Source organism: Arthrobacter sp. ok362, assembly GCF_900102785.1.
Taxonomy (GTDB): Bacteria; Actinomycetota; Actinomycetes; order Actinomycetales; family Micrococcaceae; genus Arthrobacter.
On sequence record NZ_FNGC01000002.1, the window covers coordinates 120,771 to 136,842 of the forward strand.

Below are 16,072 nucleotides of genomic sequence, written 5' to 3' on the forward strand. Positions count from 1 at the left end.
CGCCCCCGCGGCGGCCGTTCTCTTCTTCACGCTGTGGTGCGTGGCTGAGGCCGGCCGGATGGGGGCCGGTCCTGGCCCGGGTCTCGATAATTGGTCAGGGAGCTGGCCGCTGGCCTTGATGACATTGGCGATTGCCACGGCCGCCTGGAAACCGCTGGTGTCCCTCGGGTTCACGGTTGCACTCCTCGCCGGCCAGGTAGGCCAGGCCCTGCCGCCGATGGCTTCCAATCATTGGGCCATCTATCTCGGCTCCTTCATCGCTCTTGGCTTCATTCTGTGGACCGCACCACGGCGGATGCGGTACATCGCGGCGGCGGCCAACCTGGCGTTCGCGGCCCTCATGACCTTCCTCATGCTCTCCTGGAGATATGGCGACGGTGTCGGATGGTACCCGCCTGCGTACGCCGGTGACCGGTGGATGCTACAGGACTATGGCTGGCAGCTGTTTGCGCTCCTCCTGCTAATCGCCGGAGCCTGTGCCGCCGTCGGGCTGGCACTGGCCCTCTACGAGGAGCGCGGCAGCCTCTTCCGTGACCGGACCATCGCCCAGACCAGCCTCCGGGAAGCCGAGGTGGACTTGATCGTGGAGCAGGAACGGACGCGGATCGGCCGCGACCTGCACGACGTCCTGGCCCATTCCCTCGCCGTCATCGCGGCCCAGGCGGACGGCACCCGCTACTTGAGCAAGGACCAGCCGAGGGGCGTGCTGAACGCCCTGGAAAACATCTCGACGTCGGCTCGGAGCGCCCTGGTGGACGCGCAGCGCGTCATCGAGGGGGTGCACGACGACGGCGCCGTCACCCCACAGCCCCGGCTCAGCGACGTCGGACCCCTGGTCGCGCGCATGCAGGACAGCCTCGCCATCGAACAGAGCGAGTCCGGTGCGCCCGCAGCGCTCTCCGCCGGGCAGCAGCTCGCGGTCTTCCGGATCATCCAGGAATGCCTGACCAACGCGCTCAAACACGGCGGCCGGGGCACGTCCGTGCGGCTGCACCTGGACTGGAGCGGGCCCGGGCTGACCCTGCATGTGGCATCCGGGATCCCGGCCGCGGCGGATAGCCCGGACCGCACCGCCGAAACGCGGATGGGCCGCGGCCTCGCGGGGATGCGGGAACGCGCCCACCTCGCAGGAGGCTGGATGACGGCCGGTCCCGACGGTGAGCAGTACCGGGTGACCGTCTTTATCCCCTACGGCGCGACGGTTGCCGACGCCGCTGCCGCCGTCCCGGGCGCAGAGGCACAGCTGGCACCCGCGGCGGCACACCCGGACTTGGCGCTGGAAGGGGCCGGCGACCGTGGCTGATGCCGTCGAGGCCATCCGTGTGGCGATCGTCGATGACCAGCCCCTGTTCCGCGCGGGAATCCGGATGCTGGTGGAAAGCCAGCAGGATATGGCGATCTCCTGGGAAGCCGGCGACGGCGCGCAGGCGGCGGCGTTCGCCGTCGAGCGGTGCCCGGACGTGGTGCTCATGGACCTGCGCATGCCGGTGCTGGACGGCGTCGGCGCCACGCGGCGGATCGTGCAGCAGGCAGACGCGACCGGGACCGGCGTACCTAAGATCATCGCACTGACCACCTTCAACCGCGACCAGGCGGTGGTCGACGCTGTGCACGCCGGGGCCAGCGGCTACCTGCTCAAGAGCGCCGAACCGGAGTTCCTCCTCGCTGCGATCCGCACCGTGTACTCGGGGTACTCCGTGATTGCCCCGGGATCCGTCCAGGCCCTGTTCCAGCACGCGGCCCGGACCCTTCCCACCGGAGGGCCGGACCTGTCCGTGCTGGAGGTGCTTTCGGCCCGGGAACGGGACGTTTTCCTGCTCGCGGCCAAGGGGCTGGGCAACGGGGAAATAGCCGCAAGCCTGTTCGTTTCAGAGGCGACCGTCAAGACACACCTCAGGAGCGTGCTGGACAAGCTGGGGGTCGGGACCAGGCTTCAGCTGGTGGCCTTCGCCTATGAACGCCGGCTCCTAGGCTGACCCGCCGGTTGGGACCGGCCAATGGGACCGCCGGCTGAGACCCGCCGGCCCGCGGCCGGCGACCTCAAGCCCGTTCGGTCAGAAGCTCGTCGTCTGCGTCAGATAGCCGTAGTACCGCGACCCGATCGGGTGGACAGGATCGCCGCCGAAACCGTAGTCGTTGTGCCGCTTCGTGTACGACTTCGTCGCGTGCAGGTAATCCGCCATGACCTGCTCGGCTGAACCCGTGCATTCGTTCTGGCTGATGCACAGGGCAACGGAACCTGCCACGGCCGGGCTGGCGAAGCTGGTGCCGTTGCTTACGTTGTAGCCGCCGGGCCAGGTGGAGAGCATGCACATTCCGGGCCCGGAGACCGTGTGGGCCTTGTCGGCGCTCGTGGTGGCGAAGTTGGAGAAGAATGCCGGCTGGTCATCCTTTTGCCCGTACTTCGAAAAGTCGTCGGGGCCGCAGGTCGGGGCGGCCTCGCCGCCGGCCTTTCCGTCGAAGTCGCCCATGGCGGTGGCGGTCAGCACCTGGTCGTAGGTGGCCGGCACTGTGTTGGCGAAGTCCTGACTCTCGTTGCCGGCCGCGACAGCGTACGTGACGCCGGCCCGGACAGAACGGCAGATGGCGTAGTGCATCGGGTCTGTGCCCTTGCCGCAATTGGGCGTGTCCGGGGCGCCGCCGGCGATGCTGATGTTGGCCACCGCGATGTCGTTGTCCTCGTTATCGTCCGTGCGCGTCGAGGTCACCCAGTCAATGGCGCAGATCAGGCTCTGCTCGGAGATCAGGCCGGCGTTGTCAACCACCCGGACGGACCACAGCGGGGTACCCGGGGCGGTCCCGATGACCCCTTGACCGTTGTCCCGGGCGCCGATTACGCCCGCGACAAATGTCCCGTGCCCCAAAACGTCAACGGGGGTCACGTCCACGGGCGAGCCGGACTGGCAGTCAACCCCGCCCTTGACGTTCAGGTCCGGGTGGGTCGCATCGATGCCGCTGTCGATCACGGCGACGTTGACATTGATCCGATCCGGCCCCCTGTCGAGGGCCTTCCGGACGTCTGAGTCGGTTCCGGCGATCCGCTTCCGCCAGAAGGGTGTCTTCTGGGTGGCCGCGGACCCAAGATCCCGCGGTTGCTGGAATGTCCGGCCCGCGGTGACGAAGTCGACGTTGGGGTTGGCCTGGAGGCGTTGCGCCTGGGACGCCGTCATGGTTGCCGAGTAGCCCTTCACGGCGTTGCGGTAGACCTTCGATGCCGTGAACCCGTAGGCGCTTTGCTGGGCGGCCGCCGCGGCGCCGGCGTCCACCACGCCGTCCTTGAGCACCACAATGTAGCTTTGCGCCCTCTGGGCCGCGGACGAGGGGGCGGCCGCCGCCAGACCGAAGCCGGAGACCAGCGCCACGACTGTCAGCGAGGCCAGTGCACGCCGGAACCGAAGTCGGTCCGGTCTGGGAAGGGCGCTGCGCCGGCGTCTGCGCGGGACCCGCGCCACCGATGTTAGCTGCGGGTCTGATGCCTTGCGGCTGGCTTGGCTGAACATCGTGGCCTCCCATTAAGCGAGTTCGCTAATTCGAGTGCCCCCCGCCCATATCTTAAGCCTCCGGTCGCGTCTTACACCCGGGCCCTTTGGAAAAACTTGTGCCGGGCGTTCGGCAGCTGCCTCAGACGAGGCTGTCTTCCCTTGCAGGAGCCGGTACATTCCCGGGCGCCCGGGCGGCCGCGTGGGCTGCCGTCGCGGCGTGCTCCGCGTGCACGGCGTGCTCCGCGTGCTCCGCGCGGACGTGGTGGCCGAACGGGCTGAACCGGCTGAAACCGAGTTCGGCAAAGGCATACGCGGTTTCGGCGTGCTCGGACCGGTCGACTCCGGCGAGCTCGTCCTCGCGGCTGACCCGGAACCCGAGCGTCTTGTGGATGGCGAGTCCGATCACCGCGGTCCCGAGGCCGGACACCGCCACCGTGATGAGGACGGCCACAGTCTGTGCGATGAGCTGGTGGAGCCCGCCGCCGTAGAACAGCCCGCCGCCTGCGCCGTCCACCGGGAGGGCAATGAAGCCCAGGGCAAGGGTGCCGATGAGGCCGGCGCCGAGGTGGACGCCGACGACGTCGAGCGAGTCGTCGAAGCCAAACTTGAACTTTAGGTCCACGAACACCACGCAGGCCGCACCGGCCACGAAGCCCAGGCCCAGCGCGGCGAGGGGGCTGATGTTGGCGCACGACGGCGTGATCGCCACCAGGCCGGCAACGGCGCCGGACGCGGCGCCCAGGGAGGTGGGGTGGCCGTGGCGGATTTTCTCCGCGACCAGCCAACTGATCATGGCCGCGGCGGGGGCGGCCAGGGTGTTCACCCAGATTAGGCCGGCCTGCTCCACGGTGGTGGCGGCGCCGGCGTTGAAGCCGAACCAGCCGAACCACAGGATGCCCGCGCCGAGCATGATGAAGGGGATGTTGTGGGGGCGGTGGCCGGGGTCCTTGCCGAAGCCATGCCGGTTGCCCAGGATCAGGACCAAAACCAGGGCCGCGGTCCCCGAGGCGATTTCCACCACGGTGCCGCCGGCGAAGTCGATGACCTGGCCGAAGACGGCACTCACGGCACCGCCGGCACTCATGAGGCCGCCGCCCCAGACCATGAAGGCCAACGGGCAGTAGACGAGGGTGATCCAGACCGGGACGAACAGGGCCCAGGAGGTGAATTTCGCGCGGTCCGCGATGGCGCCGCTGATGAGGGCCACCGTGAGGATGGCAAACGTGGCGCTGTAGCCGGCCTTGATCAAGTCGGGCGACCCGATGAGGCCGCTCAGGCCGAAGCTGGCGAACGGGTTGCCGAACACGCCGAGGACGCCTTGCCCGGTGCTCATCGAGTAGCCCCAGAGGACCCACACCACGCCGACAATCCCGATGGAGACGAAGCTCATCATCATCATGTTGAGCGAGGCCTTGGCCCGGGTCATGCCGCCGTAAAACAGGCCCAGTGCAGGGGTCATGAGCAGGACGAGCGCCGCAGAAACAATCATCCAGACGCTTCCAGCAGTGAGTTCCACCGGCGGGTCCCTTCTCGTCAGTCTTCCGTACCGGGACGCGTCGCCGCCGGCCCCCCGATCCGGATTCAATCGTCGCGGAGCCATGTTTCCGGCAGTGGGGTGAAAAGTTGCGGGCACGTTACAGGAATCGCGGCGGCGTGAAGTTCGCGTGACCGGCATGTTTCAGGAATGTAAACGGGTCCTCAAACGGCCGCCGGATTGCCGAGCGGAATCTCAAGGCAGCGGCCGGACGCATTCCAGCTGCTCAGCGTGCCAAGGTGGCCGCTCAGCCGCTGCATCCGGGCGGCAATATCGGGCGCCGACCCCCGGGCCAGCCGGGCCTGAAATCCGGCGATGATCGTGGGGTACAGCCGAAGCGTGCGCCGGGCGCTTCCGTCGGTGTCGAGCATGAACACGAATGACTGGTCATTGCGCTCGATGGGGTCCACAGCATAGTCGTCAACGAAGTCCCCGGCGCTGTAGATGATGGGACGGTTCCGGTGGATTCCCACGCCGCGGAAAATGTGCGGCGAGTGGCCGAACACGAGGTCGGCTCCGGCATCGATGAGGTCCCGGGCGAGGTCCTGATGCCGGGCCGGGACGTCGTAGCCCCAATTGCCGCCCCAATGGGCTGACACAATGAGGAACTGGACGCGGGCTTTGGTCCTCCTGACGAGGTCCAAGAGTTCGTCCCTTAGCGCCCCGCCGCGCCGGCCGCCCTCATCGACGGGGACATCCTCCACCGGAACGTAGTAGACCCCGGGACTCGCGGCGCTGGCCTCCCAGTTGGGCTCGTTGTCTGTGAACGCAATGAATCCGACGGCGACGGCGCCTACACGCCGCACGGCCGGTCGGCGGGCGGCCTCCAGGTCGGGCCCGGCACCGGCATGCAGGATGCCGCGGCCGTCCAGCGCAGGCAGCATTTCCCGGAACGCGTCCTGGCCGAAATCCAGGACATGGTTGTTGGCGAGCGAGACGACGTCGATCCCGGCGGCGAGGAGGCTGGCCACGTTCTTCGGGTCCGAGCGGAAGTGGAAGATCTTGCCGGGCTCGGGCTCGCCGCCGGACGCCAGGACGCACTCCAGGTTGGCAATGCGAACGTCCGCCTGCCTCAGGAGCTCCAACGTGTCGCCCCACGGATAGGCAGGCCGGGCCGTTGCCAGGTGCCGGTTCACCAGACGGCCCAGCATGACGTCTCCCAGCAGCGCAATCTGCATGGCCAGCCGACCGGTCGTGTCACGGCCGAGGGCTAGCTCTGGTAGCCCTCGATCTCGCTGACCGGCCGCACCTCCGCCTCGTCGGGGTTCTCGCCGTAGTCCTTTTTGGCGCGCCGCTGGCGGAGCAGGTCCCAGCACTGATCCAGCTGTTCTTCCACCTGCTGCAGCCTGAGGATGTCCGGCGCTCCGGCGCCGGCGGCCTGCGAGCCTTCGCGGAGGCCGTGTTCTTCCTCCACCAGGGCCTTGATGCGCTCCAGGATGTCTTGGTTGTCCACGGTGTCCTCTTTTCGTCCGACGGCGGCGGGTCCCCATCTCTTCGCAGGGCCCCTTTCCAGCAGGTCCCTTTCCAGCCTACGGAGGGGAAGGGGCCGTGAACAGGCACCACCGGCACGCAGTTACAGTACGCGGCACGGCGACGCGGTCCGGAGCCTGGGTCCTAGCCAAGGAGTTCGTCCGGGTAGCACCAGCGCCAGTCCTCGCCCGGCTCGATGCTGCGCATGACGGGGTGGCCGCTGGCCTGGAAGTGCTTGGAGGCATGAGTTCCCGGGGAGGAATCGCAGCAGGCCACGTTGCCGCACTGCAGGCACATCCGCAGATGCACCGTCGTCGTCCCTTCCCGTTCGCACGCGGCACAGAAGGGCCCCGTCGGGACGGCCGGAGCCGGGGCGGACTCCAGGTGGGAACAAACTCCGAGGGGCCGGGCGATCCCCTCGCCGCCGCGGCCGCCCTCCGTGTCAGGTTCTTCCAATGCGGCGTCCAGCATGGACTCTTCGACGTCGAGGCGGTCAAGGACGTTGACCAGGACCTCGTGGGCGTATCCGCCGCCGCGCCGCAGTTCGAGGACCTTGGCGCGCTCGGCGTCCAGCATTGCCAGCCGGAGTTGGGCATAGCGCTGGCTCGGGGTGGCGGCTTCCGCGGACGGCCGGCCCAGCCGCTCCCACGCGGCCAGCCCGCGTTCCTGGGTGCGCCGCTTGAGCATCGCCACGACTTCCGGCGGGTCGGCGTCCGAGCGCAGTTCCTGGAGACGCTGCACGCCCGCAGCCGTCGCCATCTGCATGAGGGACGCCTCGTTGAGCGCGTCCTCGCGCGCGTCCGGTCCCTTCACACGCAGCCATCGGACCACGGCCGGGAGCGTGAAGCCCTGCAAGGTCAGCGTGCCGGCCACCACCACGAGGGCCATCAGAATCAGGACGGACCGGTGTTCCAGCCCTGCTGGCAGGACCAGGACGGCGGCAAGCGTCACCACGCCGCGCATGCCGGCCCAGGAGACGATCGCCGGAAACTGCCAGGGCGGCGGGGGGTCCTTCCGCCTGATGGCGGGAATGAGCCGCGGCAGGTAGGTCGCGGGGAAGACCCAGACCGGGCGCAGGATCAGCACGGCCAGCAGCACCACGGCGCAGCCGAGCCAGATCCGTTCCGGCCCCAGCGAGTCATCCCGGACGCCCTCGATGATGGTCCGGACCTGCAGCCCGATCAGGAGGAAAACAGAATTCTCCAGCAGGAACTGGACCGTGTGCCAATTGCTGCGCTGGCTCAGCCGTGCGGCCCCGTTTGGCATGGACGGCGCCTTGGTCCCCATGATTAGCCCAGTGACGACGACGGCCAGGACGCCGGAGGCGTGGATCGCTTCCGCCGGGAGGTACGCCACGAGCGGTGCGATCAGGGAAGTGGAGGTGTTGATGGCCACGTTGCGGATCCGTTTGCGGAGTGCCGTGAGCACGAAGGCCGCGGCAACGCCCACCACCAGGCCCCCGCCGGCCGCAAGGAGGAAGCCGCCGGCGATCTCCGCCGCGGAAACGGTTCCGGCGATGCCGGCGATGGCGGCGCGCAGGCAGACCAGCGCCGTGGCGTCGTTGACCAGCGATTCGCCCTCCAGGATGGTGACAACCCTGCGGGGCATGCCCACCTTTCGCGCAATGGCGGTCGCAGCGACGGCGTCCGGCGGTGCGACGACGGCACCCAGGGCGATGGCAGCCGCCAGCGGGATCTCGGGAAACAGCCAGGCGACCACCAACCCGACGCCGATGGTGCCGAAGATGACGTAGCCCACCGAAAGCAGGCCGATCGAGCGGCGGTTGGAACCGAAATCGAACAGCGACGTCTGCAGCGCCGCTGCGTAGAGCAGCGGCGGCAACAGCCCGACCAGGACGAGCTCGGGATTCAGCGTGATGGTCGGGACAAACGGGAGGAACGAACACACAACGCCGGCCAGCACCAGCAGCAGGGGGACGGAGACGTTGATTTTGTGTCCCAGCGCGCTGCAGGCGCAGACAATGGCGACGAGGGCCAGCACCCCGAAAGCGACTTCCATTGGCCCATTCTCTCAGCTTCACGGCCGTTGCCGGAGGGGCCCCCGCAGCACATCATCAGCTTGCTTATGACTTGGCGGCTTCCTAGAGTTAGGACTGCAAGCCAAGTGAGACTCAGCGCTGGCGCCGGGCACGGACGAACGTGCCCGGCCAGCGCCCCGGCACGAGGAGGACACATGTCAGAGCACAATATTTCGGGCAAGAAAGTCGCGTTCCTGCTCACAGATGGTGTGGAGCAAGTGGAACTGACCAGCCCGTGGAATGCCGTGAAGGAAGCGGGCGGCGTGCCAACCTTGGTCTCGCCGAAGAGCGGCAAGCTGCAGGGCTTCAACGGCACTGAAAAGGGCGAGACGTTCGCCGTCGAGCTCACCGCGGCCGAGGCGGACGCCGCCGATTTCCACGCCCTGGTCATTCCCGGCGGCGTCGTCAACGCCGATCACCTCCGCGTCGACAAAGACGCCCAGGCGTTCACCCGGGCCTTCTTTGAGCAGCACAAGCCCGTCGCCTCCATCTGCCACGGCCCGTGGATGCTCATCGACGCCGGCGTGGTCAGCGGCAGGAGTTTGACCTCGTATCACACGCTCCAGACGGACCTCAAGAACGCCGGCGCGATCTGGACTGACGAACAAGTTGTGGTGGACCAGGGCCTGGTGACCAGCCGCAGCCCGCGTGACCTCCCGGCCTTCAACGCCAAACTCGTTGAGGAAATAGCCGAGGGCGAACACGCCGGCCAGACGCCGTAGCCGCTTCCCGCCCTACCGCCACGGCGGCTGGGCGGCGGTGCGCAAACGCCGCCGGATCCTGCTGCCCTGTTCTCCCGCCGGACACCTACCCACGCTGACGGTTTTGCGGCAGGATGTGCCCTGTAACGTGCACCGTCGTTGCCGCACCGGCCGGCGCCCCCAAGCAGCAAGGAGTTTCGGACATGACTACGCTCAATCCCTACCTCGGCTTCCGCGACAGTGCGAAGGACGCCATGACCTTCTACCAGTCGGTATTCGGCGGGGAACTGACCATGAGTACGTTCGCCGAGTACCAGGCCAGCGAGGACCCGGCGGAGCAGGAAAAGATCATGCATGCCCAGCTCCGGACGGACGGGGGCATGGTGCTCATGGGAGCCGACACACCCAAGAGCATGGACTACACCCCCGGCACCAACTTCTCCGTGTCCCTTAGCGGGTCCGACGAAGCCGAGCTCCGCGGCTACTTCGACAAACTGGCCGACGGCGGCACCATCGCGATGCCGCTGGAAAGGGCACCCTGGGGCGACATCTTCGGCATGTGCAAGGACAAGTTCGGCGTGGACTGGCTGGTGAATGTCGGTGCCGAGGCCGCCTAGCACAGCATGAGGGAACCGGTCCGCTTGGAGATTTCGGTGGCGGGCCACGCCGGCCACGTCTTCGCCTCGCGCGGAATGGCCGGCGGCTCCGCGCCCGCCGTCGTGCTCATCCATGGAATCGGCACGTCACACCGCTACCTGCGCCGGCTGCACCGGCTCCTGGCCGGTTCAGTGGAGACCTATTCCATTGACCTGCCGGGTTTCGGCGCTACGCCCAGGCCCCGGAACACGCTCTCCATTGCCGCCCACGCCCGCTACATCCTCGGCGCCATGGAGCAGCTTGGCGTTCCGGAATTCGTGCTCGCGGGGCACTCGATGGGAACACAGTTTGCCACGGAGGCGGCCCTTCAGGAGCCCGGACGGATCTCGAATTTGGTTTTGATGGGTCCCGTGGTGGACCCCAGACGCGGCACCGTGGCGCAGCAGGCCCTGGCGCTGGGCCGTGACTGCCTGTTCTACGAGAGCCCCTCCTCGAACGCCCTCGTTTTCAGCGACTACCTGCGTTGCGGTCCCGTCTGGTACTTCAAGACCCTGCGGGTCATGATGGAGTACCCCTTGGAGCAGAAGATCACCGGCGTCAGCGCGCCGGTGCTTGTGGTGCGCGGCGCCAACGACCCCGTCGCGGATGCTGACTGGGGCCGCCGGCTGGCCGGGCTCGCCCGCCGGGGGCGGCTGCAACAGGTGCAAGGAACCGGGCACGTCGTCCAGCACAACCGGGCCCTGGAGGTCCGGGACGGGATTCTGGCCTTCACCGGCCTGGGTGCGCCTGCAGCCGAGCCGTTGCACGGAAACCCGGCGTGAGCGCACGGGCAGCGCCGGGGCCGGGTTAGACCTCGAAGTGTGTCCGGGCGGGGCCCTGGCCGAGTGACTCGACCACCCCGGCCGCGACGACGTGGAGCTTGATGTTCCGGGCGCTGGACGCCGACTTCAAGAGCTCGAACGCCTCGTCCTGGCTGCAGCGGTTCTGCGCCATGATGATGCCGACGGCAACGTCGATCGCGGTCCGCGTTTCCAGGCTGGCCTTGAGGTTGGCGGCCGTCTCGCTGCTGTGCGCGAACCGGACCGCGAGCCGCAGGGCCATGGATGTCTGGTGGACAAAATCACGGGCCAGTTCCGTGGCACGTTCATCGAACCGGCCCGGCCGGTGCGAATACAGGTTCAAGGCGGCCCGGGTTTCGCCTTCGAGCAGGAACGGCAGCGCCAGGATGGACCGGAAGCCGTGTCCGCGCACCGTCGCGGCGTACTGCGGCCAGCGATCATCGAGTTCAAGGTCCTCAACGTGGACGGTTCGCTGTTCCCGGGAAGCCGTCATGCAGGGGCCGTCGCCGAAGGTGTACTGGATTTCGTCCATTGCCTGCGCGGCGGGGCTGCTGCTGGCGACGGTGGCCGCCTTCCGTTGCCGAAGGAGCGTGACGCCGCACAGGATCTCGTCCCCGGGCTCGGAGAGGCTGCGCGCGGACACACGAGCGAGCCCGCAGAGGAACTCCTCGACGTCGGAGCTGCTGAGCACCAGTTCATGCAGCTGCTGGTTTATTGAATTTGCGGTTGACTCGCTGACCACTTATCTGTTGTGCCGTTTCACTCAGGTCAAGACGACCCGGCGGCGCTTCCCACCGCGGCAAGTGGCGGATACGGCAGCGGCCGGATCGAAGAACAATCCAACGGCTCGCTGCAAAACCGTACCGAGAGAGTATATACATCCGAACCACTGCTCGTCAGCCGCGGGGCGGGTCGGTACGCAGGCGCAAAATCGGGCATAAAGGCCCTCACCGGGCTTCGGCCGCGGGCGGATAGTTGGATGCAGCGGCCACCTGGTCCATTTCGGGTTTGGGGAACCCGCAGGAGCGCACCAGTTTCAGCAGCACACGACTGATGGCCGATGGCCCACGTTTCGACTTGAAAGCCATATCCCATGAGCATTTTTGAAGACAGGGTCGACGCCGGCAGGCAGCTCGGCCGTCGTCTGGCGGAATTGCGTGGCCAGGACATTGTGGTCCTGGGCCTGCCGCGCGGCGGTGTGCCCGTAGCCTTCGAAGTCGCCGCCGCCCTGAACGCTCCCTTGGACGTGATTGTGGTGCGGAAACTCGGACTTCCCTACCAGCCCGAGCTCGCCATGGGGGCGATTGGTGAAGGCGGTGCCAAGGTCCTGGACGAGGAGGTCCTGGCCCATTCACGGGTCGGCGGCGAGGAACTGCAGGCCGTTGAAGAGCACGAACGCGCCGCGTTGGAAAACCGGCTCGTCCTGTTCCGGAAGGGCCGGACCAGGCACGACCTGACCGGACGCATCGCGGTGATCGTCGACGACGGGATTGCCACCGGCTCCACCGCCCGCGTGGCCTGCAGGGTCGCCCGCAAACAGGGCGCGGCGCGCGTGATCCTGGCCGTTCCGGTTGCCCCCGCGGAGACCCTCGCCAACCTGACAGAACCGGACGAAGTGGTCTGCCTGGCGACGCCGCGCCAGTTCACCGCCGTCGGATACCACTACCGGGACTTCTCGCCGACTGACGACGACGAGGTGCTGCGCCTGCTCGATCTTGCGGCCAAACGCGTCGAGGCCTCGCCGCCACCCTTCTGGGCGTCGGCGGCTGCCCGCGCCGACAGCGCCGCCGACGTCGACGAGGAAGTAGAGATCCCGTCCCGCGCGGTGCGGATCCAGGCGCAGCTCCATCTTCCGGTGCCGGCCCGGGCCGTGGTGCTGTTCGCCCACGGCAGCGGCAGCAGCCGCCACAGCCCCCGGAACCGCTACGTGGCCGGTCTCCTGCAGCAGGCTGGTCTCGGTACGCTGCTGCTGGACCTGCTGACCACCGCGGAGGAGCGCAGCCGCGCCAACGTCTTTGACATCGAACTCCTGGCCCGCAGGCTGTCCTCAGCAACGGACTGGCTTTCCACCCGGGCAGACACGGCCTCTTGCGCTGTGGGTTACTTCGGTGCGAGCACGGGCGCCGGGGCTGCGCTGTGGGCGGCGTCGGAGCCGTCGGCGCGGATCGCGGCCGTCGTGTCCCGCGGGGGCCGCCCGGATCTTGCCGGCCCCCGGTTGTCCGCCGTGACAGCGCCCACGCTCCTGATCGTGGGGAGCTTGGACCACGAAGTCCTGGAGCTCAACCGACGGGCGAAGGCGATGATGCGCTGCCCCAGCCAGCTCGCTGTCGTGCAGGGGGCGACCCACTTGTTTGAAGAACCCGGTACGCTCGCGGCGGCGGCCATCCTGGCGCGGGACTGGTTTGTCGACTACATGCTGGCCCCGAACACTACCAATCCGCGCGCCGCGGGGGTCTGAGGGCGGCCGGGGCGTCTGAAGGCGCCAGACCTCGACGAACCGCGTGAGCCGCAGGATCATCGGGGACACGGACGCCGCGGACCCTAGCTCCGGCGGCCCTCGGCCCTGTTGCGGATCCCCAGAAGCATCCGCCGCTCCATTAGGAACTGCACAGGTTCCAGCAGCATGCGCAGAGCCAGCCCCTCGGCCAGGGGCGAATAGTCGTACCGGGTGCGTGACAGGAGCCTGGTGGCCTCGGGACCCACAGGCCGCACCACGAACGTCCAGCCGATGTCCAGCCGGCGCCCGGTAGGACGGACGCCGGGCGGCGACATCTTCCCCGTACGCAAGTCGATGGATCCGCCCAGCCCCAGCACGGCCCCGGACTCGAGAAGCCTGACCGGCAGGCCGCCGTCGGGGGACAACGGAACGATGTCGCCCACTTTCAGACGCTGCAGTTCCGGGAGAATCCTGTCCGCACTCCGGATGCCCAGACCCGTGGTTTTTTCGAGCCGATCGTAGGAGTAAAAGCCGCCGCGCCCGGCGCCCAACTGGACAAGCCACGGCCAGACGTCTGAGGCCGGGGCCGCAATAGTCACTGCACGGGTGCTTTGCATGCGCGGGGCGGGCACGATCTCGTCTCCGGCGAGCGGCCCGGCGGCCTCCTGGGTGGTGGCCCCCCAGCGCAGGAGCCGTGGCCGGACAGCCAGGACGTATGCCGCGCCGGCCGATGCCGCGGCCAGCGCCGCGAGCGGTCCGCGCAACCGGCCGGGAGCACGCGCCACCGGCCGCCTTTCCGGCGGGCGTCCTGGGTGGTTCATTCCGTGGTCCTATTGGCGTGCGCGTCCACGACAACGCGCTGGTCACGGTTCATGGACCCAGCCTGCCGCCCGGTCCAGGGACTGCCTAGGGCCGAAAGTCACGCGGGGCTGGGCACCGCGCCCGCCTCCCCTTAGGGTGGAACGGTGACCGCCGGCACCGGAGCAGATGCCGGACCACGTGCCGGACCATGACGGTCAGCAAAGCCTGCCACCCGAGGAGTTCCTGATGAGAGTTGCTGTTACCGGAGGAAGCGGAAAGCTGGGCCGAAGCGTCGTGCGCCGGCTCAGCGATGACGGGCACGAGGTGACCAACCTGGACCGGACGGGCGCGCGCAGGCCCGGGTTTGCGGAGGTGGACCTACGCAACTACGGCCAGGTGGTGGATGTGTTCCTTGGCCTGGAGGACCGCCATGCCGGCTTTGACGCGGTGGTGCATCTGGCTGCTATTCCTGCACCGGGCCTTGTCCCGGACGCGGCCACGTTCGAGAACAACATGCAGTCCACCTACAACGTGTTCCAGGCCGCCCGCCGGGCCGGGATCAAGAAAATCGTCTACGCGTCCAGTGAGACCGTGCTGGGGCTGCCGTTCGACGTCGACCCTCCCTACATCCCGGTGGACGAGGACTACCCGGCCCGGCCGGAAAGCACGTACTCCCTGGTCAAACACCTTGAGGAGCAGATGGCCATCCAGCTGACCCGCTGGGACCCGGATCTGAGCATCACGGGCCTGCGGTTCTCCAATGTGATGGACCCGGAGGACTATGAGGACTTCCCCTCCTTCGACCACGACGCGAGGCTGCGCAAGTGGAATCTCTGGGGCTACATTGACGGCCGGGACGGCGCGCAGGCCGTGGCCCGGGCCCTGGAGCACGGCAAGCCCGGCTTCGAGGCGTTCATCATCGCCAACGACGACACCGTGATGGGCCGCTCCAGCGCCAGCCTCGCGGCCGAGGTGTTCCCCAACGTGAAAGTGGTCAAGGATCTGGGCGAGCACGAGACCATGCTTTCGATCGACAAGGCCAAGCGGCTGCTGGGCTACGCGCCCGAGCACACCTGGCGGACTTACCACCCGCTGCGCACCACCCCCACGGAAGACTGACCCCAAACTCGAGGAGTTCCATGCAATACCGCACCCTGGGCAACAGCGGCGCCGTCGTCTCCAACTACGCGCTGGGCACCATGACTTTTGGCGCCGAGGCCACCGAGGAGCAGTCCCGCGCCATCCTGGATGTCTACTTCGCGGCGGGCGGCAACTTCATCGACACCGCCGACGTCTACAGCTCGGGGGTGTCGGAGGAAATCATCGGCCGGTGGCTGGCGGACCGGCCGGACGTCCGGGACCGGGCGGTTGTGGCCACGAAGGGCCGCTTCCCGATGGGCCAGGCTCCCAACGACGTCGGAACTTCCCGCCGGCATCTGGTCCGCGCGCTGGATGACTCGCTGCGCCGGCTGGGCGTAGAGCAGATCGACCTCTACCAGCTGCACGCGTGGGATCCGATCACGCCCCTTGAGGAGACCCTCCGGTTCCTGCACGACGCCGTCACCGGCGGCAAGATCGCCTACTACGGCTTCTCCAACTTCCTGGGCTGGCAGTTGACCAAGGCTGTCCATGTGGCGAAGGCCCATGGCTGGAGTGCCCCGGTGACGTTGCAGCCCCAGTACAGCCTGCTGGTCCGCGAGATCGAGTCGGAAGTTGTGCCGGCCTCGCTCGACGCCGGGATCGGACTGCTGCCATGGTCGCCGCTCGGTGGCGGGTGGCTGTCCGGCAAGTACAAGCGCGACCAGCCGCCCGCCGGGGCCACGCGTCTTGGCGAAAATCCGAAACGGGGAATGGAGGCCTGGGAGGCCCGCAACGCCGATCCACGCACCTGGGGCGTGGTTGCCGAGGTGGAGGAAACCGCCGGGCGTCATGGCGTGAGCGCCTCCCAGGTGGCGCTGGCCTGGCTGGCGGACCGGCCGGCGGTCACCTCGGTGATCTTGGGTGCCCGAACCACCGGGCAGCTGGCGGACAATCTCGCGGCAGCGGATCTCCGGCTCACCCCGGGCGAGACGGAGCGGCTGACCGAGGTCAGCCAGCCGCGCGTCGGCGTCTATCCGTACGGGCCCATGGCCCAGGAGCAGCGCAGCCGGAAGCTCGTGGGCGGCCGCTAACC

At 68.1% G+C, this 16,072-nt stretch carries 15 protein-coding genes; 8 read left to right on the forward strand and 7 right to left on the reverse strand.

Going from position 1 to position 16,072, the window contains the following annotated elements:
* Positions 1-118 precede the first annotated feature (118 nt).
* Positions 119-1,303, forward strand: coding sequence for a sensor histidine kinase (locus BLQ10_RS03025; protein ID WP_254785376.1), 1,185 nt, complete (start codon positions 119-121; stop codon positions 1,301-1,303).
* Positions 1,296-1,976 (forward strand): response regulator, encoded by a 681-nt coding sequence (locus BLQ10_RS03030; RefSeq protein ID WP_091558252.1) that lies wholly within the window; start codon positions 1,296-1,298, stop codon positions 1,974-1,976. Before BLQ10_RS03025 ends, BLQ10_RS03030 begins: the two co-directional genes overlap by 8 nt.
* 78 nt (positions 1,977-2,054) lie before the next feature.
* Here the strand turns inward: BLQ10_RS03030 and BLQ10_RS03035 are convergent, their stop codons facing one another.
* The 5 genes from BLQ10_RS03035 to BLQ10_RS03055 all read right to left on the reverse strand — a co-directional run bounded on the left by BLQ10_RS03035 (position 2,055) and on the right by BLQ10_RS03055 (position 8,505).
* A complete protein-coding gene (locus tag BLQ10_RS03035) occupies positions 2,055-3,500 on the reverse strand; it encodes a S8 family peptidase (RefSeq protein WP_091558254.1) in 1,446 nt (481 codons plus the stop codon).
* Between the two features lie 121 nt (positions 3,501-3,621).
* Complete coding sequence (locus tag BLQ10_RS03040) at positions 3,622-4,998, reverse strand: ammonium transporter (protein ID WP_091558255.1); 1,377 nt, start codon at positions 4,996-4,998, stop codon at positions 3,622-3,624.
* 182 nt (positions 4,999-5,180) lie between these two features.
* Entirely contained in the window at positions 5,181-6,194 is a 1,014-nt protein-coding gene (locus BLQ10_RS03045; protein WP_091558257.1) for a CapA family protein, read from the reverse strand.
* A 32-nt stretch (positions 6,195-6,226) separates the two neighbouring features.
* Entirely contained in the window at positions 6,227-6,469 is a 243-nt protein-coding gene (locus BLQ10_RS03050) for a DUF2630 family protein (RefSeq protein WP_091558259.1), read from the reverse strand.
* A gap of 161 nt (positions 6,470-6,630) precedes the next feature.
* Positions 6,631-8,505, reverse strand: coding sequence for a Na+/H+ antiporter (locus BLQ10_RS03055; RefSeq protein WP_091558261.1), 1,875 nt, complete (start codon positions 8,503-8,505; stop codon positions 6,631-6,633).
* A gap of 174 nt (positions 8,506-8,679) precedes the next feature.
* Between BLQ10_RS03055 and BLQ10_RS03060 the strand changes: the two genes are divergently transcribed.
* The 3 genes from BLQ10_RS03060 to BLQ10_RS03070 all read left to right on the forward strand — a co-directional run bounded on the left by BLQ10_RS03060 (position 8,680) and on the right by BLQ10_RS03070 (position 10,643).
* Positions 8,680-9,246 (forward strand): type 1 glutamine amidotransferase domain-containing protein, encoded by a 567-nt coding sequence (locus BLQ10_RS03060; protein WP_091558263.1) that lies wholly within the window; start codon positions 8,680-8,682, stop codon positions 9,244-9,246.
* A 182-nt stretch (positions 9,247-9,428) separates the two neighbouring features.
* Positions 9,429-9,842 (forward strand): VOC family protein, encoded by a 414-nt coding sequence (locus BLQ10_RS03065; protein ID WP_091558266.1) that lies wholly within the window; start codon positions 9,429-9,431, stop codon positions 9,840-9,842.
* A 24-nt stretch (positions 9,843-9,866) separates the two neighbouring features.
* Complete coding sequence (locus BLQ10_RS03070; RefSeq protein ID WP_254785377.1) at positions 9,867-10,643, forward strand: alpha/beta fold hydrolase; 777 nt, start codon at positions 9,867-9,869, stop codon at positions 10,641-10,643.
* A 25-nt stretch (positions 10,644-10,668) separates the two neighbouring features.
* On the opposite strand, the gene BLQ10_RS03075 is transcribed toward BLQ10_RS03070, so the two are convergent.
* A complete protein-coding gene (locus BLQ10_RS03075; protein WP_091558271.1) occupies positions 10,669-11,403 on the reverse strand; it encodes a GAF and ANTAR domain-containing protein in 735 nt (244 codons plus the stop codon).
* A 351-nt stretch (positions 11,404-11,754) separates the two neighbouring features.
* Between BLQ10_RS03075 and BLQ10_RS03080 the strand changes: the two genes are divergently transcribed.
* Complete coding sequence (locus BLQ10_RS03080) at positions 11,755-13,119, forward strand: phosphoribosyltransferase (RefSeq protein WP_091558274.1); 1,365 nt, start codon at positions 11,755-11,757, stop codon at positions 13,117-13,119.
* 83 nt (positions 13,120-13,202) lie between these two features.
* On the opposite strand, the gene BLQ10_RS03085 is transcribed toward BLQ10_RS03080, so the two are convergent.
* Positions 13,203-13,919: an SRPBCC family protein gene (locus BLQ10_RS03085; RefSeq protein WP_217635773.1), complete on the reverse strand. Its 717-nt coding sequence runs from the start codon at positions 13,917-13,919 to the stop codon at positions 13,203-13,205.
* 226 nt (positions 13,920-14,145) lie between these two features.
* Between BLQ10_RS03085 and BLQ10_RS03090 the strand changes: the two genes are divergently transcribed.
* Together BLQ10_RS03090 and BLQ10_RS03095 are read left to right on the forward strand one after the other, a co-directional pair.
* Positions 14,146-15,018, forward strand: a complete 873-nt coding sequence (locus tag BLQ10_RS03090) for an NAD-dependent epimerase/dehydratase family protein (protein WP_091558820.1) — start codon at positions 14,146-14,148, stop codon at positions 15,016-15,018.
* A gap of 20 nt (positions 15,019-15,038) precedes the next feature.
* Positions 15,039-16,070, forward strand: a complete 1,032-nt coding sequence (locus tag BLQ10_RS03095) for an aldo/keto reductase (RefSeq protein WP_091558278.1) — start codon at positions 15,039-15,041, stop codon at positions 16,068-16,070.
* Positions 16,071-16,072: the final 2 nt, after the last annotated feature.

What these genes read in the sequence shown, in the direction of transcription:
- BLQ10_RS03085 (WP_217635773.1), bottom strand. Translation starts at nt 13,919, where the DNA reads ATGAACCACCCAGGACGCCCGCCGGAAAGGCGGCCGGTGGCGCGTGCT.
- BLQ10_RS03065 (WP_091558266.1), top strand. Translation starts at nt 9,429, where the DNA reads ATGACTACGCTCAATCCCTACCTCGGCTTCCGCGACAGTGCGAAGGAC.
- BLQ10_RS03060 (WP_091558263.1), top strand. Translation starts at nt 8,680, where the DNA reads ATGTCAGAGCACAATATTTCGGGCAAGAAAGTCGCGTTCCTGCTCACA.
- BLQ10_RS03095 (WP_091558278.1), top strand. Translation starts at nt 15,039, where the DNA reads ATGCAATACCGCACCCTGGGCAACAGCGGCGCCGTCGTCTCCAACTAC.
- BLQ10_RS03080 (WP_091558274.1), top strand. Translation starts at nt 11,755, where the DNA reads ATGAGCATTTTTGAAGACAGGGTCGACGCCGGCAGGCAGCTCGGCCGT.
- BLQ10_RS03045 (WP_091558257.1), bottom strand. Translation starts at nt 6,194, where the DNA reads ATGCAGATTGCGCTGCTGGGAGACGTCATGCTGGGCCGTCTGGTGAAC.
- BLQ10_RS03055 (WP_091558261.1), bottom strand. Translation starts at nt 8,505, where the DNA reads ATGGAAGTCGCTTTCGGGGTGCTGGCCCTCGTCGCCATTGTCTGCGCC.
- BLQ10_RS03035 (WP_091558254.1), bottom strand. Translation starts at nt 3,500, where the DNA reads ATGTTCAGCCAAGCCAGCCGCAAGGCATCAGACCCGCAGCTAACATCG.
- BLQ10_RS03090 (WP_091558820.1), top strand. Translation starts at nt 14,146, where the DNA reads ATGAGAGTTGCTGTTACCGGAGGAAGCGGAAAGCTGGGCCGAAGCGTC.
- BLQ10_RS03025 (WP_254785376.1), top strand. Translation starts at nt 119, where the DNA reads ATGACATTGGCGATTGCCACGGCCGCCTGGAAACCGCTGGTGTCCCTC.